The following is a 21,399-nucleotide window of genomic DNA, read 5'->3' as shown; positions in this document are numbered from 1 at the left end:
GCCGCGAATGCTGCGGGTGGAGACGGCGGGCCATCGCGTGGTGACGCACGAGGTCACGCGCCCGCATCGATGATCGCGCCGCGGCGGATACTGGCCGCTTCGCTCTCCGACACCCGGCAATCGAGGTGCCGCATCAGGCGCAGCAACAGATCCGTGTTGCGCTCGAGGTGAAGGAGCGTGGCCGTAATCTCCTTCTCCGCTTTCTGGTTGATCTCGAAGTCGAGCTCCGCGCGGGTTTCCGAGTGCCGGCCCTGCAGGTTCTGGCCCACCATGATCAGCGGCATGAGCAGGATCTGGATGACGTTGCTCATCAGGAGGTAGGCGACGAACGCCGGAAACGGATCGAACGCGTACCAGTTCAGACCGGGAAAGAGCGACGCGAGCATGTTGTAGCCGGTCCACACGAGGGTCCAGGTCGCGATGATGAGGAAGAAGCCCACCGACCCGATCTTGTCGGTGACGATCATCGCCACGCGATCGAGCACGCTCAAGCCTTGCTCGTGCACGACGTTGGCGTTGCGCGCGACCCGTTCGGAGACGAGCAGGTTCGTCTGGCGCAGGCGCGCGCCGACGCCGCGAATCACGTCCAGCGCGGCCTTCGGATGCGCAATCAGGAAGTCCTCGAAGACCTGCCGCCGCAGGCATCGGAGCGTGCTGTCATCGACCGTCGTGGCGTTGGCCGAGCGGGTGCCGCCGTCGATCACCGCCATTTCGCCGAAGAAGTCGCCTGGCCCCAGCTCCGACAGGGTGACGTCGTTGCCGTCGGCGTCGCGCACCCAGATCCGCACGCGCCCGGTCTCGATCACGTACAGCGCGTCGCCGGGTTCACGCACCAGGAACACGGTCTCACCTGCGCGGTACGCAACGGCGGCCATCAGCCCGGACATGTTCTCCAGGGCGTCCGGGGTCAGGTGCGCGAACAGCGGGACGGCGGCAAGGGTGCGGGAGTCGACGGCATCGGTCATGCCCGCCACTCTAGCAGCCGGACGCACGCCCGCGTCACGCCGTGAGCCGCGCGCGCGGATGCCGCGATCGACGCGGCCATCGGGCTCGTCGAGTCCCGACGAAGGTTGCGGAATCGCCGTCGAGAACTTGAGAGGGCGAGCGAATCCGCAACGCCGCGATGCCGATCAGCGCGTGGGACGGCTGTTCGCCGTGCCGACGATCTGCCATCCGTCCTCCGTTCCCCGGAGCAGATACACCTCGGCGAACTCCGTGATCGACGGAGCCGCGCCATCGCGCGGCTCCGTCTCCGTACGGATCGTGGCCCAGACCATCGCCAGCCGATCGTCGACTCGCGTGTCCATGCGCAGCACCGTGCGGTCGTAGCGCCGCACCGCGCTCGAGAGCACGCCGACGACGGTGCGCCACGTGGCTTCGAGATCCGACGTCAGCGCGGGCGCTGCGCCATTGCTCGGGCCCGTGAAGGCGTGCGCCGGCCTGATGGCGAACTGCACCGCGTCATCGGCCACCAGCTTGGCCGCGTCGTCAATACGCCGTTCGCTGATGGCGCGATTGAAGGCGACGACGACGCGTTCCACGCCGGCCGCCTCGTTCCCACCCCTGCCCTGGGCCGCGGCAACCACGGCGGCTGCCAGCACGCCCACACCGATCCAGAGACTGCGTGTCAGTCGTGACGACATGGCCTGCTCGTTGTCAGCGCGAGACCGACATGGTCAATCCGACGTACGCCCGCCGGCCGGCGGTCGGGTAGTAGCGCACGTCGCGCGCGTTCCCCACGTTCTCGGCGCCGGCGATCAGCTCCAACGACTGCGCGATGCGCTGCGAGACGCGCACGTCCCACGAGGCCAGCCGCGGCGCGTAGTCCTCGACGTGTCCGTCTCCGTCGGCGTCGGCGAACGCCCGCGTCCCGTTGATGCGGCCGAACACGCTGAGGCGCGGGCCGCGCTCGCCCACGTCCACCCGCACCCGCGCCTTGACGCTGTGCCGGGCACGTCCGGTCAACGGCTCGTCGGCTTCCAGATCGCGGGCGTCGAGATACGAGTAGCCCAGCGACCCACTCACCCGGCGCGAGGGGCGAAGCGTGACGTTCGTGTCGACACCGCTCGTGCCGGCGCGGCCGACGTTGGACGTGCGCAGCGTCGTCAGGCCGACAGACGGATCGAAGCCGAGGAACTCGTAGTCGATCAGGTCGTCGATGCGATGACGGAACACGGTGACGCCGAGGCTGACGCGGTCGGCGAGGGTGTCGACGTCGACGCCGGCGCTGAGGCTGCGCGACGTTTCCGATCGCAGGGTTTCGTTGCCGACGATGCGGTATCCGGCGGTGCGATTCGTGTAGAGGTAGTACAGATCCTTGAACGCCGGCGCCTTGAAGCCCTCGCCGTACGACACGCGCAGCCGGACGCCCTCGACGGGCGTCACCAGCATGGCCGCTTTCGGACTCCACGCCGATCCGAACGCGACGCTCCGGTCGTAGCGCAGTCCCGCCACGACGTTCACCCGTTCGTGCACGAACCACTGGTCCTGCACGAACCCGACCGCGCTGTCGAGGTGCCGGTCGTGCGGCTCGATGCGATCCGACGTCATGCCGATGCGCTCGTACTCGGCGCCGCCCGTGACCAGGTGTCGCGCGCCGATCGTCCGGTCGTACTGCAGCTCGATCTCGCCCAGCCGCTCGCGCGTCAGATCGGGTGTCACGGTGCTCGTCCGCCGATTGCGCTGGTCGTAGCTGTGCTCGTAGCGGCTCAGATGGCCGCGAACGGCGAGCGTGTCGCGCGCCGCTGGCCTCGTCCGGACTTCCACCACCGTTTGCCAACGGGTGTCTTCGACCAGGTCGTCGAAGAGCACGCCGCGGCTGGCGGTCACGTCGGCCGCCTCGTCGCCGTAGTACCGCGTCGCCACGGAAACCTCGGTCGCGCCGCGCTCGTACGCGACCTTGCCGCCCACCGCCCGTTTCGTGTACGCGCTGCCCGTGGTGCTCGGTTCTTCGGGCGTGAGATCGTAGCTGTCGCGCGAGACGCGGCTGGCCGATCCCGAGAGGTTCCATCTGCCCTGCCGCGTGCCCATCGACACCAGCGTCGTTCTGCCGTCGAGCGATTCGAACCGCTGCTCGGCCGAGAACGTCAATGGCTGCGACGCCCGGCGCGTGAGGATGTTGATGACGCCGCCGAGCGCGTCGGAGCCGTACAGCGCCGACGCCGCTCCCTTCACCACTTCGACCCGATCGATGTCGGCGACGAGCAGATTGGCGATGTCGATCGATCCGCCGACCTTGCCGAGCACTTCCTGCCCATCCACGAGCACCAGCACGCCGCGCGAGTCGATTCCCTGCAGTTGCACGCCGTCGCCCGCGAGCGTCGGCACCACCTCGATGCCGACCTCACGCGACAGCACGTCGGCGAGCGACCGCGCGCCGGTCGCCTCGATCGTGTCGCGTCCGATGACGGCCGTCTGCACTGGCACCGTGGATTCGGGCTGCTCGGTGCGCGTGGCGGTGACGACCACCTCTTCGTGGCGCCGCGGAATCGACGCCCCGCGATCGCCCTGCGCTCCGACCTTGGCGCGCACCTGTGCCAAGACCCACTCGGCGATCCGATCGTCCGGCAGAATCGGCTGGCCGGACCAGGCGACGGGCAGACCCTTCAGCAGATCGGGGATCTGGTTCGCCACGCGCCCGGCTCCCAGCAGGAGCGGCACCACGACGACACGGCCCTGCTGCGTGTGCGCCTCGACCGAGGCCCGCAATTCGGCCAGCGCCTTGTCCTTGACCGGCGCCGGCGCGTCGTCACGCAGCAGGCGGCTCTCGACGTGGCGGAACGGCACGCACGCGGCGATTTGGCGCGCCAGCGACTGCATGGCGTCGAGCCACTGCGACGCCTCGCGGTCTTCGTTGGGGCCGTGCGCGACGAGCACGAGCGTCTCGCTCGCCGGGTCCTTGCTGAGCGCCTGCGCCCGGTCCGCCAGAATCGCGCCGAGAATCGGGTCATCGTCGAGGGCCGACGCCACGCCGACGACGGGAACGTCGCCTTTGATCTGATGGAGTGTCATGTGATCAGCGTGCGGGTAGTCGTCACGCAGGCCGCCGATGAAGCGCACCTGCTCGGCGTGCGCGCTGTGCGACGAAACCAGCAGCGGCACGACGACAACGCGACGAACTCCGGCCTGAACCAGGCGGGCATAGGCCTCGCGCGCATCCCGGCCCTCTTCGCCCATCAGGAAGGTCACTTCAACCGGAAGCGTCGCGCGCAAGCGCGCCGCCAGTTGGTGAACTGGTGCATTCCACGCGCGATCGGCGCCATGCGCCACCAGCACGACGCCGACGTGATCCGGCATGCCGGCGCCGGTCTGAGCCCACCCGGGGGCGGAGGCGAACACGATGAGACCAGCCGCAACGGCGGCGTGGCGACAGGCGGAAATGAGTGGAAGGAAGACTCGCACGGAAGCGACCTTTCGAGGCGCGCTGCGGGGATAATCGGCCGGAATATCCGGCGGAAAGCCGACGCGTCTGAAAGGAGATATATTCGGTCGGAGTTCGAGCCGGTATGACGGTTGTCATATGCGGCGATGGCGAAGGTCTCGCGAACGGTCCTCGCGCGGCCGGACCAGGACCTCTCGACCACGCAGCGCTACATGCGCCTGAGCTCGACCGCGATCGATGTGGCGAGAACGTCGGCTTGCCAACCGTAGCTCGCAAGTGACTGAGTCAGCCCACCTTCGCCAAGGCTCCAGTGGGCAACCTTCGCCGTGAGGAGATCGAACAGCTTGGCGCGAGCGCCGGTCTCGTCGCCTTGCGTCATGAGCTGTTCGGTTTCCTGCTCAAGACCACCGGCGATCGGGATGGCGGGCTGCGAGGCGCCAGCGCCGATGATGAAGTTGATGTGCGCGGATTGGAAGGCTCGCGTGAGGTCCTTCTTGACGGCTTCCGCGTCGGTGTCCAGCTCGTGTGTCCGGGCCGTCGTGTGTGGAGGGTTCAGGCGGTCGGCGGAATCATTCAGTTCAGATTGGCGAGCGACCTGCGCGGAAGACGAGCTCAGAGGTGCACGCTATGCCGGCCGCTCCAATCCGGAGGAGAGGGCGAGTTCCCGATCGGGAATATTGATCCTCTTCCCGGTGAATCGAGCGTGCATATTCCCGTTCGGGAATTCATCTGGAAATCCACTGGGCGATCTGCCATGAATGTCCCGATCGGGAATGTGTCGTGACCATTGATGAGATCGCCATCGTCGTGCGGCACGTCCGCCTAGCGCAGGGCCTGCGCCAGGATCAGCTGGCTGCGGCTGCCGGTGTCGGTCTGCGCTTCCTGGTCGAACTGGAGCGCGGGAAGCCTACCGTGCGCCTCGACATTGGTGCTTGCCGTCCTGAGCGCGCTTGGCTGTCGTCTGGAGATCACGTCGCCGCCCGTACCGGCTGGACGTGACGTTTGATGCGGAGGCTATCCGTCTGGTGGGACGGCGTGGTCGTTGGCACGCTGCAGATGAACCAGCATGGTCAGATGCGGTTCACCTACGCGGCCGACTGGCTGGCTGACGCGTCGCGGCCTGCGATCTCGTTCTCGCTGCCCAAGCAGGAGCAGCCCTTCACGCAGCGCCAGTCCCGCCCGTTCTTCGCGGGCCTCCTACCGGAGGAGGCGCAGCGCGACGTGATCGCCGGAGCCCTCGGCATCTCCAAGGGCAACGACTTCGCGTTCCTCGAAGCGCTCGGAGGCGATGTCGCGGGCGCCCTGTCTCTCTGGCCCGAAGGCGAGGTGCCGCCAGCACCGGAACCGACGGGCACGCCGCGCCCACTCAGCGACGAGGAACTGGTCGACGTGCTGGACACGCTCCCGAAGCGCCCGCTGCTTGCCGGCCGCGAGGGGCTGCGGCTCTCCCTCGCTGGTGCTCAGACCAAGTTGCCCGTCGTGCTGGTCAACGACCGCGTGGCGCTACCCGCCCCGGGACAGCCGACGACGCACATTCTGAAGCCAGCCATCGAGCGGTTCCCGCACACCACGGAGAACGAGGCGCTGGCGATGACCCTGGCCGCAGCGGTAGGGTTGCCGACGCGCATGGCAAGAACTTCAGCCTGCTGTACCAGTCCGCCGGCGTGAGCCTTGCCCCGTTCTACGACCTCCTCTCGACTGTCGCCTACCCGGATCTGTCACCGAATCTCGCCATGAAGATCGCCAAGCGGGCGACGATTGAGGAGATCGGGCCTACCACGTGGACGGCGTTCGCGGAGGACATCGGCCTGGTGGCCTCATTCGTTCGTCGGCGAGTGAGGGAACTCTCCGACGCCGTGACGGCTCAGGTGCCTTCGACCGCCGACGGAACACCGCTGGCCGGCCTGGACGCGTCAGCCTTGAGGGCATACGCCGCGCTCATCGCTTCCCGGGCCGAACGGATCGCGAGGACGCTCACGACGTAGATGACCGATATCAACCTCTCCTCGTTCATCTGGTCTGTCGCCGACCTGCTCCGAGGCGACCACGAGCAGTCCGAGTACGGGCGCGTCATCCTGCCATTCACGGTGCTGAGACGACTGGACTGCGTGCTGGCGCCGACGAAGAAGGCCGTCATGGCAGGACTCGCGCTTCGGGAGAAGGCCGGCGTCAATCCCGAGCCGTTCCTACTGAAGAAGGCAGGACTGAAGTTCGTCAACACGTCGCGATCGATGCGGCGATCAGGTTGCTGGAGACAGGAACAGAAATGACGTCCGCCGCCGTGGAGAGATAGAGGAGGCGGCGGGACCGGAGGGCCCGAAGGCCCATCGTCATCGAAGAAAAGTGGTGGAGGCGGCGGGAGTCGAACCCGCGTCCGAAAGGCCTGTCGCCGCAGAACTCTACATGCGTAGCCGCTCTTGAAAGTTCGCGACCGGCAACAAAGAACGGCGAATGCGCCGGCCGCTAGCCCGGATGAGTCTCGTCCCGCGCGACGCCAGGCGCGTGCGGGGACCAGCCGACTAAATGGCGTTCGCTCTCAATCCGTCGGCTGAAAGAGGCGAACGTCGCGTACCTAGTTAGGCCGCGAGCGCAAGCTGCGTGTCCGCAGTTACGTTGGTTGCCCACCGGTTTAACGAGCGAGATGGACGAGCTCGGCATGCATCCCGCGGCCCCTTGCCCCCGTCGAAGCCTTTCGCCCCCGAAGAGATCAGACACCGCGACTACTCTTCGATTGTGACAGCTCCGGCCGGACACCGCAATGCCAGAACGCAACGTCGCCGCCGCGTCGGCATCGACCGCCATGCCGGCGCGTCACGCCGCCGTAGGCGCGACAGCACGCGGGTCACGACTCACCGCGGTTGTGGCGGCGCCTACCGGCCCAACCAACGATGCAGCATTCAGCGCGCGGTCACGACCGGGCTTCTCGCCGGCCCGAGCTGCGCCGGATAGGCGTGGTCGAAGACGCTCCACAGGAAATCGGTCGCGAGCCGAGCCCGGCTGTGGCAGTTCATGCAGCCCGTCTGCACGCTCTTCTGGTTGAACGTCTCCATCGTCACGTTCGCGAACGCCGAGAACGCGCCGAGACCAGGAAACGTGTTCGCCGGCGTCCCATCCAACGTCGCCGGAATCGGCGCGGCCTGGTTCCCTTCCAGCCGCGGCCACTGCGTGACGACGAGCTTGTAGTACTGGAACGGCGTGCCCGCGAGCCGGCGCTGGTACTCGAAGCTCGTCAGATCGGTCGGCGTCAGAATCGGCGCATCCCGGCTGCGCGTTACGTTGAACGGCCGCACGGGCTCCGGCGCGAGCGGCGTGAGCGCGAGCGGATTGGCGTCGGGCATCGGCGTCTGGCTGCCGTCGTGCAGCAGAAATGCGCCCGGCGAGTCGGGCCAGGCCGGCGGCACCGCGTCCTTCTGCTCGAACGACGACCAGATCCACTGCGGCCGGCTCGGTGTCTTCTGCGCGATGTGCACACCGATCAACCCCATCGTCTCGCGCGCGCACCCTTGGCCCGTCGCGCGCTTGACCGTCGCGGCGCGCGTATAGAGACGCTTCACCAATCCGGCGGGCAGCCCTTCGACGTTCACCCACGCGCTCTTGATGGCCACCGATCCGATGGGGAATTCGGTCACCGGCCGATCTGGTCTCGGGCGAGGGACTTCCGGCAGCGCGCTTCGAAGGTACAACCGGTGACGGACGATGTGATCGAAGGCGATCCGGTTGAAGGACGTGAGCGTCCGCACGTAGCGTCCGTTCTGCGCCACGAGCGGCCCGTCCAGCACGCCGCCGCCGGCCTGCCCGATGTCGTCGATGCCCGAGGCCGACCCGATCGTCATCGCATCGCCGGCGCCAGCCTCGCCGCACGGGTTGTACGTGGATCCCTCGTACTCGTTGAAGGGCGCCGGCGCCGATCCATCCGCGTGGAAGATCTCCCACAGCGGCTTGTAGGTGTCGAACACCCGCGGCCCGGGCGCCGTGACCGGCCGGTCGTCGGCTGGCAGCCCGCGCCGTCCGGCGGCAGCCGGCCAGACCAGCGCGGCGAACGCGCGCCAGGAGTAGTCGTCGAAGTAGTCGACGGCAATTCCGGCGAATCCGTCTGGAATGCACACGTCCGGAGGAATCTGCGCCGAGATGACCGCGGCCGGCCGCTCGGCACAGGCCGCCGCCGGCGGTTGCTGCCGCACGGCGCGCGGCTCGACGAGCATCGACAGCACCGCCAGGCCGGTCAGCCAGGCCGCCACGCCGGCGCGAATGGACACGACGCGGATTATAATCGCCGACATCCCCGCGGCGCCTGAAAGCACGGACCCTGAAAGGACCGATCATGACTGCGTGCTCGCGACGTGAGTTCGGCAAGGTCGTGCTGGCCGGCATCCCGCTGGCCGTCACCTCGGCGCGCCGGCTCGGCGCGGCCGGTGGCGTCGTGTTCGGCGCGACGACGTCCAGCTTCCGCGATCTGCCGCGCGTCACCGGCCGCGACAACGTCGAAGACGTGATTCGCGCGCTGAAAGCGGCGCGCGTCGCCGACGTCGAGCTCGGTTTGTCGACGATCGAACCCGCGCCGCCCAGCACGGCGCCCTTTCTCGGCGGCACACCGGCGTACCCGCGCCGTATCGTGCTCTCGGCGGAAGAGATCGCGTCGACCAACGCCGCCGCTCGTACGGCGTTGCGTGCCTGGCGGCTTTCGACGCCGACCGATCACTTCGAACGACTACGCGCGACGTTCGCGGGCGCCGGTCTCAGGATCCACGCGTGCGCGCTCGCGTTCGACGACTCGTTCACGGACGAAGAGTTGGACGCGACGCTGCGCCAGGTGAAGGCGCTCGGCGTGCGCGTGGTCGGGTCGCCGATGACCTTCGCAACGGCACGGCGCGTGGCGCCGGTCGCCGAGCACCATGGCGTCTCGGTCGCCATTCACAACGACGTCGAGGGAAGCGGGCGCATCGACACGATCGGCCTCGGCCCGGCGCTCGCGCTCTCGCCCGCGCTGACGCTGAAGCTCGACATCGGCAACGTCACCGCCGACGATGGAGACCCGGTTGCCGTCCTGCGCGCACATCTGCCGCGCGTCTCGTACGTGGTGGTAAGGGATCGCCGCCGGCATGGCGGCAGCAGCCAACCCTTCGGCGACGGCGACACACCGATCGCCGCCGTCCTCGACACGCTCGCAGCCGCCCCTTCGTCGCCGCCAGCGCTGGTCGACTACGACTTCCCGGGCCTGCGGCCGGCGGTGGACGAGGTGGCAGCGGCCGTCGGGTATTTGTCCGGCCTTCGCTCCTGATCGCGGAGGCCGCTCACGCGGTCTGATTTCCGCTCAAATGCGGCGGCCTGCCGTCGTGCGCGGTTGCCTCCACGCTGCGAAGGCGCGCCGCGCTCACAAACGACTGGCCGCACGCCGATGAACGAAACCAAGCGCATCGGTAACAGAAGCAGCGTCGACCTCAAAGCCGAGCGTCTCGAGCGTCATCCCCGGCCGCGCTCGAACACACAACCCACCACTGACAATCTCGCGCCACTGCGCCGCTCTCGGCGCGCAGGTCCTCGCTATCGAGGTTCCGTCCCGGGCTGATTCCGGCCGCTGCCGACCGGCGTCGTATGGCCGCGCCGCGAGGATCGATGGCCGTACCCGCCCTGGCTTGGCTGGGACGGAAGACCGGACGGCTGCGGACGATCGTCACGATCGTCGATCCCGTTGCCGCCGCTGTCCGTGCCGTCGCCGCGGTTCTCTTCGACAGCCGGCTGCTTCTTCGCGTCGTCGAGATCGGTTGGTGTGGCTCGGTGGCGCTCCGTCGGGATCTTCTGGGTGCGACGCTTCTCCATCGGCATGCTCCGACCAGAACGTGAGCAAGACCTGTACCCCATGAGCGATAATGTCCTGCTCCCGGGTTGCGTGCGGCAGTAGGTCGATGACGACAATTGATTCGTCCGCGGAGAACGGCACGCCAGCTCGGAGCGGCGACGCCCCCGCGACGCGCGCGCCTGAGGGCGCGGTGCCGCTGCGCCGCCGGCTGTTCCTGCTCACGGCCGCGGCAATCCTGCCGCTGGCCATCATGGCCGGGCTCGCGCTCTCGGCGCTCACGCGCTCACAGCGCCAGCAGGCCCAGCGTGCCGGCACTGAGATCGCCCGCGCCCTCGCCACCGCGGTGGACGGCGAGCTGATGCGCTCGGTATCGGTCCTCGAGGCACTCGGCACCTCTCCCCTACTCGAAGCCGGCGAGCTGCGCGGATTCCACGAGCTCGCACGGCGCGTCGCGGCAACGCGATCGCACTGGCAGAGCATCCTGCTGCAGGACGCGGCGGGACACGTGGTCCTCAGCACCCGGAGCGAGCTCGGCACCCGGGCGCCGGGCGTGTCGGAACCCGAAACGTTGGCGCTGGCAATCGCCACCGGCAAGCCACAGATCGGCTACCTGACCCGCGGGCCGGAAGGTGCGCTCGCCTTCCCTGTCAGCCTGCCGATCGTGCAGGAGGGCATCGTGCGCTACGTGCTCTCTGCGGTCCTGCTGCCATCGAGCATGCTGGACGTCATCGCGCGGCAGCGTCTGCCGAACGACTGGATCATCTCGGTGTTCGACGAACGGCTGCAGCGGGTGGCGCGGTCGCGGCAGCACGAAGCGTTTCTCGGCGCGGGTCCCGCTCCGACGCTCCGCGACCTCGTCGCCCGCTTCGATCACGAGGGATCGGGGCTCACCTCGACGCTCGAGGGCGAACAGGTCTACACCGCGTTCAGCCGTTCGCCGGTCACCGGGTGGACGGTCGCGATCGGCATGCCGCGGTCGGCGGCCGAAGCCGGCGCGTCCGCGTCGCTCGCGACGTACGGCACCGGCATCGTGCTCTCGATCGTGATCGGCGCCATCGTCGCGCTGCTGATCGCGCGGAGCGTCACGCGGCCGATCGCGCAGCTCCGGCGCGCCGCCGTCGCGCTCGGCCGGCGGGAGCCGTTCACCCCGCCGTCCACCGGCGTGCAGGAGCTGGACGAAGTCGCGGAGTCGCTGGCGAGCGCGGCGACGGAACGCGCGCAGGGCGATCGGCAGCGCGACGACCTGCTCGCGCGCGAGCAGCAGGCGCGCGAGATCGCGGAGGCCGCCAACCGCGCCAAGGACGAGTTCCTCGCGATGCTCGGCCACGAGCTCCGCAATCCGCTCGGCGCCATCTCGAACGCGAGCCGCCTGCTCGACGATCCGCGGGCGGCGCGGGAGACCTCGACTCGCGCCCGGGCGATCATCCGGCGGCAGGTCGATCATCTCGCGCGCATGACCGATGATCTGCTCGACGCGGCGCGGGCCATGACCGGCAAGATCATGTTGCAGCGCCAGCCGATCGACCTGGCCGCGGCGGCCGCCGACGTCGTCAGCTCCAGACAGTTCGCGCAGCACGTCGTCACCGTGCTGGAACCGGCGTGGGTGAATGCCGACGCGACCCGGTTGGCGCAGATGATCGAGAACCTGCTCAGCAACGCGGCGAAGTACACCCCCACTGACGGCACCATCACCGTGACGGTGAGCCGGGATGCCGACCGGGCGGTGCTCCGCGTGACCGACACGGGAGCAGGCATGCCATCGGATCTGGTCGACCGCGTCTTCGAGCCGTTCGTGCAAGGCGAGCGGAGCCTGGATCGCGCGCACGGGGGGCTCGGCATCGGTCTCACGCTCGTGCGCCGGCTCGCCGAGCTGCACGGCGGATCGGCGACGGCGGCCAGTGACGGGCCTGGCGCGGGCAGCACGTTCACCATCGACCTGCCGGCCATCGCCGCGTCTGGAGCCCGCGCGCCGGCGGCGGCACGCGGGACCTCGCCGCTCGAGCGCACCGTGCTCGTCGTCGAAGACAACGACGATGCGCGCGAGATGCTGGAGGATCTGCTGAGGCTCGACGGCCATCACGTGGTCGTCGCGCGCGACGGCGAGACGGCGCTGACGCGCCTGCACGAACAGCGGGTGGATCTCGCGTTGATCGATCTCGGGCTGCCGGGAATGACGGGCTATGACCTCGCGCGGCGCATCCGCGCCGCCGCGCCCGCAGGCCGATCGCGGCCGGTGCTCGTCGCGCTCACCGGCTATGGCCTGCCGTCCGATCGCGCCAGGTCTGCCGAGGCGGGCTTCGATCGACATCTCGTCAAGCCGGTCAGCCCCGAGGTGTTGACGGACCTGCTCAGGTCTGCAGGCTGACGCGCCGCCTCACGCCCCGTTGCCGTCAGCACGGACAACGCGCTCGTCATGGTGACGATTGCGTTGGGACCTGACGCGCGCGCGGCAAAGGCCGTGCGATACGGTCTGATCGGCGGTGTCGCGTTCAGCGATGGGCCGACGGGGTCAGGCTGGTGCTACTGTCCGCGCGCCGGCGGCACGGCGGCCGATCCGCGGCCGCCCGCTCCACGGCCGCGCTCCGGCGTCACGACGGGAGGCGCCGGCGGCGCGGCATCTTCCGGCACGGTGCCGCCGAGCTTGAACGCCCACAGGCTGTCGCCACGAGGGCTCGACATGAAGCTGTTCCCTCCCGCGACGATCGCGACGTACTGTTCGCCATCCACCTCGTAGGTCACGGCCGGCGCGTCCGCGCCTGCGCCCGTCTGGAACTGCCAGAGCACGTCTCCCGTGCGGATGTCGTACGCGCCCATCCGTCCATCGGGCTCGCCGTGGAAGAGCAGGCCGGTCGCGGTACTCAACAGGCCACTCCCGTTGCTGATCGGATACGTCGTGCGCTTCTGCCAGACGATGCGGTTGGTGGTGGGGTCGATCGCGGAGAGCGTGCCGGCACGCGGCACGCCGCCCGGCCGGAAGAAGCCGATCCCCTCACCGACGTTCTCCAGTCGCTGCGCCTGCTCGTTGAAGTCCTGCCGGCGCAGACCGTGCGCCGACGGCAGGATCGATCCGGCGACGTACACCAGACCGGTGAGCGGGCTGAACGACATCGGCGCCCAATTCGCGCCTCCCAGAGTGCCCGGCGCCATCACGACCGGCTGGTCCCAGTACGCACCGAAGATGCAGGCGCTCGCGTAGCCTGCCGGCACGCTGCCCGGTTCCGGACAGAGCGGCGTGACCGGATCGCCAACCGGAAACGGCTGGGTGCGCGCCGTCTTCATCCGCGGTTCCTGCGGCACGTCGCGTTCCTCGATCCCGACGAGCGGTTTGCCTGTTGCGCGATCGAGGATGTACAGCATGCCGGTCTTGCCGGTGTGAACGAGGATCTTGCGCGGCCCGCCCTGGTCGCGCACGTCAGCGAGCACCGGCGGCGTGGGGTTGTCGTAGTCCCAGATGTCGTGGTGCACCTCCTGGAAGTGCCACTTGTACGCGCCGGTCCTGACGTCGAGCGCGACGATCGACACCGTGAACAGGTTGTCGCCGCCGCGCTTCGTGCCGTCGTTGTCCGGTCCGGCGTTGCCGACGGCGATGTAGATCAGGCCGAGATCCGGATCGAGCGCCGGATGCGTCCACACCGGCCCGCCGCCGTACTTCCAGGAGTCGCCCTCCCAGGTTTCGTGTCCGAACGCGCCGGGGCCGGGCAGCGTGTAGAACTTCCAGACCTCTCGGCCGGTCGCCGCATCGTACGCACCGAACTGCCCGCGCACGCCGCTTTCGCCGCCGGCGATGCCCATGTAGACGAGGCCGTCGAAGTAGACGGGCGGCGCGGGCGTCGGTCCGCGCTCCGCCAGCGTCGTCGTCCAGGCGACGGTGCCGGTGCGCTGATCGAGCGCGACGAGCCGGCTGCCGGCTTGACCGGTGAACACCTTGCCGTCGCCGATCGCCACGCCGCGGTTGGTCTGTGCGCCGAACGTCGACTCGTATCTCCACCGTACGGCGCCGGTCGCGGCGTCGACCGCGACCACATCGCCGCTTCCCGACGCGACGTACATCACGCCATCGGCGACGACCGGTGCCGCCTGCATGGCGGCCGCGGCGCTGCCGCCTTCGAGGTGCAGCCGCCACGCTCCGCCGAGGCGACGAACGTTTTCGGGCGTGATGCCGGTCAGCGTCGAGAAGCGGCGGTTGCCGAGGTCGCCGCCGACGAGCGGGAAGTCGCGTCCCGGCGGCGCCTGCCCCGCGCGCTGACCGGCCAGCCGCACCGGCGGTGCGAGCGTCAAGAGCGCCGCCAGGACGCCGACGCTCATGAGGAGAGGCTGTCGGACGCCAGCAAGTCGAGGGCCTTGCATGTCGCCTCCTTCGGCGAACGCCGATGCGCCGCGACGCGACGCGTCAGAGCGTGGCCATCAGGACGTTGAAGATGTCGCGCGTCGCGTCGTGGCCGCGCGCTTCGATCGAGTAGAGTCCCGCGTAGCCGCTCTCGCGGATGAACCCGACGGCGGTCGCGACGTCCCAGTTCGCGCTCCGCTTGATGTGCATGCTGTCGTGGCTGCTCGGCAGCATCACGCGAAGCGCCGCGTGCAGTTCCTCCTGCGTCGCCGCACCGATCCCGCCGAGGTCGATGTTCCAGTGCGCGCCGGCGGCCTTGATGATCTCGTCGAGCAGCGTCCAAGCCGGCTGCGCGGGCGCAGGCGCGACGGCCGGCGCCGGCGGCATCGGCGCGGCGGAGGGGGCGGAAGGCGGCGCGCCGCCTCGTCCCGCGCCGCCACCGCGCGGCTCGAGCGAGACCCGCACGCCCCGCGAGGTGCCGTAGGCGACCATCGCACGCAGCGTGTCGACCGCGTACGAGCGATTCTCGGGCGACGGCTGTCCCTGGTTCACCATGACGCGCGGGCAGCCCAGCATCACGGCGCGATCGATCCAGACCTTCGTCAGATCGATGGCCTGGATCCTGGGCAGGAAGTTGTGATCGGGCGCCGAGATGTTCAGGCCGCCGAACTCCATCACCACCTGCGAGACTCGCGACCTCGCCTTGTCCACACGCGCCTTCACGTCGCGGTAGTACGACGGCTCGGTCGACGGGAAGTGGTAGTGCTGGAACTCGAGGTTGTGCACGCCGTAGGTGTCGGCGATCATCTCCGGCAGATCGAGCACCTCGAGCGTACGCTCCGGGCTCGGCGGCTGACCGGGCAGCTTCAGCAGCGCCATGAAGTTCAGCGTCATGATCGCGATGCGATCCTGCGCGGCACGGCGGGCGGCGGTGGAGGCCGCGGCGCGACGGGAGAGGCCGGCCGCGGCGACGGCCCCCACGAGGAACTCTCGACGCTGCATGACGCCTCCCGCAGACAGGGCAGATGAGACTGACGAGCGGCACCTTTATAGACCAGCGCGGAGCAAACCGCCAGCCGCGCCGGCGGCGGGGCGTGCGCGGGCCGGGGCTGGGCCGTCGAGGGCCGGTCGAGGCGACCCTGAGAAAGGCCGCCGCGGCGCCGGCCACGACGGCCGGAACCTACACCGCCGGTGCGATCGAATCGGTGCGATCTAATCCTTGACTCGTGGGGGCGATCGTGGACAATGGACCCGCCGCCGGAGCTCTCTGTCCCGCGGCCTGGATCGTCACCTCCACAGCCGAAAGTGCACGTTAGCCGGCGTCATTTGCCATGAGTCGCTCGTCCCTGTTCGGTCTCCAGCCCACCCGGGTGCCCGGCGGCCATGCAGAGGTCGCCAGTTGGTACACGCCCGGATGGTCGGACGCGTTCGGCGACCGGCTCCTCATGTTCGACAACACGACGGCCGGCGACCTGGAGCTGTTGCGATTCCGCAGCGGCTTCGATGCGCCCGCCTTCGAAACGGCCCTGCGCGACCGCGTCGAGGTGCTGCGGTCGCTGCATCACGAGCATCTTGCCGGCGCGCGGTCGGTGAGGCGGCTCGGCGACGACGACGGTCTGGCCCTCGTGTCGACGCACGTGATGGGCCGGCGGCTGTCGGAGATGCTCACCGAAGCCAGAGGTGCCGGCTTCGCGGCCGACTTGCTGGGCCAGCTCGCGCCGGCTCTCGCGGACCTGCACGCGCACGGGCCCGGGCTGGCGCATGGCACGCTCAGCGCCGGCCGTGTGCTCGTCACGCCGGCCGGACGGCTGGTGATCGCCGAGTGCGCGCTCGGCGGCGGTCTGTCGGCGCTCCAGTTCCCTGCCGAGCGTCTGCGCACGGAGTTCGGGCTGGCGGTCGGTGACGACGGCCGGCTGGATCAGCGGCTCGATCTCATGCAGCTCGGGTTGCTCGGATTGAGCCTGCTCGTCGGGCGGCCGGTCGCTGCAAACACGCCGGCCGCCGAGCTCGCCGCGCTGCTCGACGAGCAGTCGGCAATGCCGTGGGGCCCAGCCTATCCGCACCTGCGCTCCTGGCTCGACCGGGCGCTCCGGCTCGCCACCCCCTTCGAGACCGCCGCCGAAGCGGCCGAAGTCGTTCACTCCTGGCCCAGCGGCGAGCTGGCGGGCGGCTCTCGCCAGAAGCGCGTTCGGGCCGCTGACATCAAACCCCTCACGCTCATGTCTGCAGACGCGCCTCGTCCCACTGTCGTTCCGATCAACCCCGACGCGAACACCCAGCCGGACGATGCCGAGCCGCCGCCAGCGTCTCCGGATCCAGACGAGTTCGACTTCGGGAGCGTCGTCCCGGACCGCCGCGATCGCGATGCGCAGGCGTTCCCGCCAGAGCAGGTGGTCGCGACCGCGCCCGTCGCGCCTACGAGCCCGGCGCCGATCCGCACCGCGGCACCAGCGACGATCCCGGCCGCGCCGCCGGTGGCGCCTCGCGCGCGCCGGCAGCCGTTGCTCGCCGCCGTCGCCGTCGTCGAAGCGCTCGTGATCGTGGCGTTGAGCGCGCTGCTCGTGCGCGCCTGGCGGACACCGGCACCGCCGCAGACCGCCGAGACGCACGTGACGCCGGTCGTCCAGACGCCGGCGCCGCAGACGACGCCCGTCCCTGCGTCGCCCGCAGCATCCGCCGCGGTGACCGGCCCGGCCGCTGCGGCAACGACGGGGCGGCTCGAGATCACGTCCGACCCGTCGGGAGCACGCGTCGCGATCGATGGCAGCCCTCGGGGCACCACGCCGTTGACCCTGACGCTGCCGCCCGGCGAACACGGCATCGTCCTCACGTCAGGTCCCACGGTCACGCGACGCACCGTCAACGTGGCGTCAGGCTCGACGTCTACGTTGATGGTCTCGCTCGGCGCGCTCGGGTCGGCTGGCGGATGGGTGGCGTTCGACACGCCGCTGGATCTGCAGGTCTCGGAGGGAGGCAGCCTCCTCGGCACGACCAAGGCGAGCCGCCTGATGCTGCCGGCCGGCACGCACCGGCTCGAGCTCAGCAGCCCGCAGCTCGGCATCCAGGACACGCTGACCGTGGACGTCGAGGCCGGCAAGACGGTGTCGGCGCGCGTCCCGGTGCCGAACGGATCGCTGTCGTTGAACGCGCTGCCCTGGGCGAACGTCTGGCTCGACAATCAGCCGCTCGGCACGACGCCAGTGGCGAACGTGGCGGTGCCGGTCGGCCAGCACGACGTCATCTGGCGACATCCGCAGCTCGGCGAACGTCGCCAGGCCGTCGTCGTGCACGCGAGAACTCCCGTGAGAGTCGTGGTGGATCTCACGAAATGATCGCCGCATGGGGGCTGCTGATCTGGCTGGCGCTCGGCGCGGCGCCGCAGGAGCGTGCCGCATCCGGCGCGGACCTCACGGAGGCGAAGGCGCTGTACGCCGCGGGGTCGTATGAAGAAGCGCTCGCGAAGCTCTCGGCGATCGAGGATCTCGCCGCGGTCGACGAAGCCGATCAGTACCGCGCGTTGTGCCTGCTCGCGCTGGGCCGGACGACGGAGACCGAGCAGTCGCTCGAATCTCTCGTGAAGCGCCGCCCGCTCTTCAGGATGTCGGAAGCGGACGTCTCGCCGCGGCTCGTGACCATGTTCCACGCGGTGCGGAAGCGCGTGCTGCCCGAAACGGCGCGCACGACGTACGTCCGCGCGAAGCGCAGCTTCGATCAGAAGGACTTCGAGGCCGCCGCGGCGGACCTCAAGATCCTGCAGCGGCTGCTCACCGACGAGGACATGGATCAGGCCGCGAACGGCATGACGGACCTCGGGATGCTCGCCGACGGCTTCCTCAAGCTGGCCGAAGCCGAGCTCGCCACGAAGAAGCCGGCGCCGAGCGGCGCGTCGCCGCCGGCGGTCGCTGCCGCTGCGCCAACGCCGGCTCGGGCACCCGGCACGCCCGAGATCTACTCGATCGCGGACGCCGACGTGATCCCCGCCGTCGAGGTCAGCCGCCGTCTGCCGCCGTGGCGACCGCCGAACGCCGCGTTCGCGGCACGCGAACTGCGCGGCATCCTGCGGCTGACGATCAACGAGGGCGGCCAGGTGGAATCGGCGTCGCTCGCCGAGCCGATCGGCGGCGGCTACGATCCGCTGCTGTTGGACGCCGCGAAACAGTGGGTGTTCCGGCCTGCGACGAAGGCCGGCACGCCGGTCAGGTACTCAAAGGACGTCCCGATCATCCTCGCCCCGTCGCGTTGACGCGGCCGGCGCGTCGAGATCGCGCTCGCGAAGCCCGTTGCCCGGCCCGGTCCGGGCGCCTACCGTCGACGTCAGCATGAGATAGCTGTCGAACGAGATCGGCACGAGCATCGGCGCCGACCGGCCCACCGGCGTGGCGCGGCGCACACGCAGCACCGTCTCGGAATCGAGCGGCGCCGGCGTGGAGACGTGCAGGTCGATCTGCTCCAGCTCGACGACCTGCCGGAAGCGCCGATGGTCGCGCAACACGGCCGCGCCGACCTCCGACGTCACGGTGGCATGACCGACGACGCCCTTGGGCGGCACGAAGAAGCAGAGACCGTCGCCCGGGCTGACGCGCTGACCGTCAGAGCTCTCGCCGAGCCCGACCACCTGCCGCCCGGCCACCACGATCTTCAGGAACTCCTCGGACGTCATGCCGATGTCCGGGACCACGCCCGCAACCCAGTACCGCGGCGGCTTCACGCCGGCATCGACAGCCGGCTCGGCGCGGTCCGAGGCCGCGGCCTCGTGTCGATCCACTGAGCGGTCGAGCGCGTCGACGATCCGATTGAGCGGGACCCCAGCCTCGAGCACGGCCAGCACGTCAGCATGAGGTAGGGCGCCGCGCGCGACGAGGTCCGACAGCCGCAGCAGCGACTCGAGATCGATCACCGAGATCCCGTAGACGTCGGGACGCGCGCCAGGTGCCCGCTCGGCCGGAGGCGTCAACCGCACGAGCAACGGTGCCGCGATGTTCGCGAGCTCCCGGCCGGCCTCGAGCACGTGCTGCACCTCCACCGGCGTCGGCGATCCGCTCCAGGGAGACTGCACCACGACGGCGAGCTCGTGGGACGATGGGGATCGCCAGCGGCCCCATCGAAGCGCGCCCGACCGTCCGCTCGTGTCGGGGAACGTCACGTCGAACCCCAGCGCATGCCCCAGCCAACAGACGAGGTCCCGCAACACGCGCTCGTACTGTTCGCCGGGCACGTGCCGGGCTTGCGCGATCCACCCGCGCACCAGCTCGGCGTCACGTCCGTATTCCCGCAGAAATCGTCGCAGCCGCTCCGTGGCGCTGTCGAACGCCGGATCGTCGTCGAGCCGCCCGAGCAGCAGGAGCAACTGGCTGAGCGACAGAGTCATTCGCTGGCGGGAGCGGGCTGCGGCGCCCGCGCGAGCAGCAGCGGTCCGGCCGGGACGCGGCCGATGCTGTCGGCTCGCTCGAGCGTGACCTGCACGCCGGTCACCGGCCGAGGCAGCGACGCGGGGTTGCGGGTCACGAGCGATGCGCCGTTGGCATCCGGCACGAGCTGGCCCACGTGCACGGCGCCTTCGGGCGACGTCAACCAGACCTGATGGGTCGAGCCCGCGCCCGGAGACGCCAGCCCGAAGACGCTGACGGCGATTCCGCGGGACCGGCTCCAGATCACGTGGCCGGACGCGCCGGATGCCGCCTCGGTGCCGACGAGCGGGAATCGGAACAGGTCGGGTGCCGCGAGCACGTCACCGAGGAGCGTGGCGCGCTCCATCGCGCGAGCTGCGGCATCGCCCTGCCGCTGGAGCTCGGCGCGGGCCGCGGTCAACTGGGCGTCCATCGCGGCAGCCGTACGCTCGGCGTTGGCTGCGCGCTCCGCCGTCTCTCTCAGTTGTCGAACCAGTACGGTGCCGCCCCACGCGGCGATCGCAAGAACGAGCACGACGCCGCCGGCAGCGACGCGACGGCCGAAGAGACTGCGGACCGCATCGGCGGGCGGAGGCTCCGCGTGGGGCGATTCGGGCCGGGGGACTTCGCGCAAACGGAACGGCGCGACGGGCACGTCGATCGGCGGCAGTTCAGGCGGCGGTGCGGCCGGCTCGACGACCGCAGGCAGCGCCGCCTGAGGTCGAGGCACAGGCACGGGACCTCGCTGAACCTCGCGTTCCTCCTCGTGAATCTTCAGCACGCTGTCGAGCGGAAACGGCGCGGCGGGCGGCGCGAGCGCCTGGCCGCCCTGTACGAGGCCGAGCGCCGTGCGCACCTCGCGCGTGAGCGCGGAGACGTCGGCACGCAGGTCCGATTCGAGTGCGGCCAGCCGCGCCTCCGCGCGCTCGTAGCTCCGCAGGGACAGGTCGGCCGTGGCCCGGCAGGTTTCCGCGAGCGCGAGCGCCTGCGCCCGCACCTGCCGCAGCGGCTCCTCGTGCATGTCGCGCACGGCGGCCCACTCGTGCTGGATCGCGCGCTCGAATCCGCGCAGCCGGTCCAGCGCTTCGTGCTGGAGCCGGCTCTCGACGTCCCGAAACTCGCGCAGTCGCGCCTCGACGTCGGCGATGGCCTGGGCGTGACGCTGGTCGACGGCGGCCCACCGGTCCAGCAGCTCGGCACCACGCTCGGTGAGCAGCTTCAGCCTGGCCTCGAGCGGTTCCAACTGGAGCTGGGCCTGACGCCATTCGCGCAGCGCGGCGTTCATCTGGTCGATCTGGCCGTGAAGATCGATGGTGCCGGGCTCCACGCGCGCATGATACACAAAGCGGCCCGCCGCCGGTCTGGTGGTTTTACCTGCCGCCGGCACAAGTTACATGGACCCCTTACACGATGGCGGACCGGCCTGGCTGCGCCGTGTCCCTTCGAGGCGCGCCCTGTCTGGTACGCCGTTTGGTCTTCAACCCACCGTCGCACTCCCCAGGACTGT

14 protein-coding genes, 1 other RNA gene and 3 pseudogenes are annotated in these 21,399 nt (G+C 69.9%); 8 read left to right on the top strand and 10 right to left on the bottom strand.

Features of this window, described 5'->3' with window-relative positions; genetic code table 11:
• Positions 1–53: 53 nt before the first annotated feature.
• From IT184_12570 to IT184_12560, 3 genes are all read right to left on the bottom strand, one after another.
• On the bottom strand, positions 54–965 hold the full coding sequence (locus tag IT184_12570; GenBank protein MCC7009636.1) for a cyclic nucleotide-binding domain-containing protein: 912 nt from the start codon (positions 963–965) through the stop codon (positions 54–56).
• 165 nt (positions 966–1,130) lie between these two features.
• A complete protein-coding gene (locus IT184_12565) occupies positions 1,131–1,643 on the bottom strand; it encodes a hypothetical protein (GenBank protein MCC7009635.1) in 513 nt (170 codons plus the stop codon).
• A 13-nt stretch (positions 1,644–1,656) separates the two neighbouring features.
• Positions 1,657–4,338: a TonB-dependent receptor gene (locus tag IT184_12560; GenBank protein ID MCC7009634.1), complete on the bottom strand. Its 2,682-nt coding sequence runs from the start codon at positions 4,336–4,338 to the stop codon at positions 1,657–1,659.
• 353 nt (positions 4,339–4,691) lie between these two features.
• On the opposite strand from IT184_12560, the gene IT184_12555 reads away from it, so the two are divergent.
• From IT184_12555 to IT184_12540, 4 genes and pseudogenes are all read left to right on the top strand, one after another.
• A complete protein-coding gene (locus IT184_12555) occupies positions 4,692–5,165 on the top strand; it encodes a hypothetical protein (GenBank protein MCC7009633.1) in 474 nt (157 codons plus the stop codon).
• Positions 5,162–5,387, top strand: a pseudogene (locus tag IT184_12550) (helix-turn-helix transcriptional regulator). Before IT184_12555 ends, IT184_12550 begins: the two are co-directional and overlap by 4 nt.
• Positions 5,384–6,366: pseudogene (locus IT184_12545) on the top strand (HipA N-terminal domain-containing protein). Before IT184_12550 ends, IT184_12545 begins: the two co-directional pseudogenes overlap by 4 nt.
• Positions 6,367–6,606, top strand: a pseudogene (locus IT184_12540) (type I restriction-modification system subunit M N-terminal domain-containing protein).
• A gap of 119 nt (positions 6,607–6,725) precedes the next feature.
• Here IT184_12540 and ssrA read toward each other — a convergent pair.
• Positions 6,726–7,081, bottom strand: a transfer-messenger RNA (tmRNA) gene (gene ssrA / locus IT184_12535).
• Positions 7,082–7,278: 197 nt separating this feature from the next.
• On the bottom strand, positions 7,279–8,637 hold the full coding sequence (locus tag IT184_12530; GenBank protein ID MCC7009632.1) for a hypothetical protein: 1,359 nt from the start codon (positions 8,635–8,637) through the stop codon (positions 7,279–7,281).
• 65 nt (positions 8,638–8,702) lie between these two features.
• Here IT184_12530 and IT184_12525 point away from each other — a divergent pair, with 65 nt between their 5' ends.
• Positions 8,703–9,659, top strand: a complete 957-nt coding sequence (locus tag IT184_12525) for a hypothetical protein (protein MCC7009631.1) — start codon at positions 8,703–8,705, stop codon at positions 9,657–9,659.
• Positions 9,660–9,922: 263 nt separating this feature from the next.
• Here IT184_12525 and IT184_12520 read toward each other — a convergent pair whose 3' ends face one another.
• Positions 9,923–10,198, bottom strand: coding sequence for a hypothetical protein (locus IT184_12520; GenBank protein ID MCC7009630.1), 276 nt, complete (start codon positions 10,196–10,198; stop codon positions 9,923–9,925).
• Positions 10,199–10,284: 86 nt separating this feature from the next.
• Here IT184_12520 and IT184_12515 point away from each other — a divergent pair, with 86 nt between their 5' ends.
• Positions 10,285–12,543, top strand: coding sequence for a response regulator (locus IT184_12515; GenBank protein ID MCC7009629.1), 2,259 nt, complete (start codon positions 10,285–10,287; stop codon positions 12,541–12,543).
• Between the two features lie 155 nt (positions 12,544–12,698).
• Here IT184_12515 and IT184_12510 read toward each other — a convergent pair whose 3' ends face one another.
• On the bottom strand, positions 12,699–14,483 hold the full coding sequence (locus IT184_12510; GenBank protein MCC7009628.1) for a PQQ-binding-like beta-propeller repeat protein: 1,785 nt from the start codon (positions 14,481–14,483) through the stop codon (positions 12,699–12,701).
• Positions 14,484–14,568: 85 nt separating this feature from the next.
• Positions 14,569–15,507, bottom strand: a complete 939-nt coding sequence (locus IT184_12505) for a hypothetical protein (protein MCC7009627.1) — start codon at positions 15,505–15,507, stop codon at positions 14,569–14,571.
• A gap of 329 nt (positions 15,508–15,836) precedes the next feature.
• Between IT184_12505 and IT184_12500 the strand changes: the two genes are divergently transcribed.
• Both IT184_12500 and IT184_12495 read left to right on the top strand, forming a co-directional pair.
• Entirely contained in the window at positions 15,837–17,837 is a 2,001-nt protein-coding gene (locus IT184_12500) for a PEGA domain-containing protein (GenBank protein ID MCC7009626.1), read from the top strand.
• The gene (locus IT184_12495; GenBank protein ID MCC7009625.1) at positions 17,834–18,748 is read left to right on the top strand and encodes a hypothetical protein; all 915 of its coding nucleotides are present in this window, start codon (positions 17,834–17,836) and stop codon (positions 18,746–18,748) included. Before IT184_12500 ends, IT184_12495 begins: the two co-directional genes overlap by 4 nt.
• Here the strand turns inward: IT184_12495 and IT184_12490 are convergent.
• Both IT184_12490 and IT184_12485 read right to left on the bottom strand, forming a co-directional pair.
• Positions 18,710–19,873 carry a hypothetical protein gene (locus IT184_12490; GenBank protein ID MCC7009624.1) on the bottom strand — a complete coding sequence of 388 codons (1,164 nt, stop codon included), beginning with the start codon at positions 19,871–19,873 and terminating at the stop codon, positions 18,710–18,712. The genes IT184_12495 and IT184_12490 overlap by 39 nt on opposite strands.
• Complete coding sequence (locus IT184_12485; GenBank protein MCC7009623.1) at positions 19,870–21,219, bottom strand: hypothetical protein; 1,350 nt, start codon at positions 21,217–21,219, stop codon at positions 19,870–19,872. Before IT184_12485 ends, IT184_12490 begins: the two co-directional genes overlap by 4 nt.
• Between the last annotated feature and the right edge of the window lie 180 nt (positions 21,220–21,399).

It is taken from the genome of Acidobacteriota bacterium (genome assembly GCA_020853395.1).
In the GTDB taxonomy this organism is placed as follows: domain Bacteria; phylum Acidobacteriota; class Vicinamibacteria; order Vicinamibacterales; family SCN-69-37; genus JADYYY01.
Note: the sequence above shows the minus strand (reverse complement) of the source record. Positions and strands in the feature narration are given on the sequence as shown.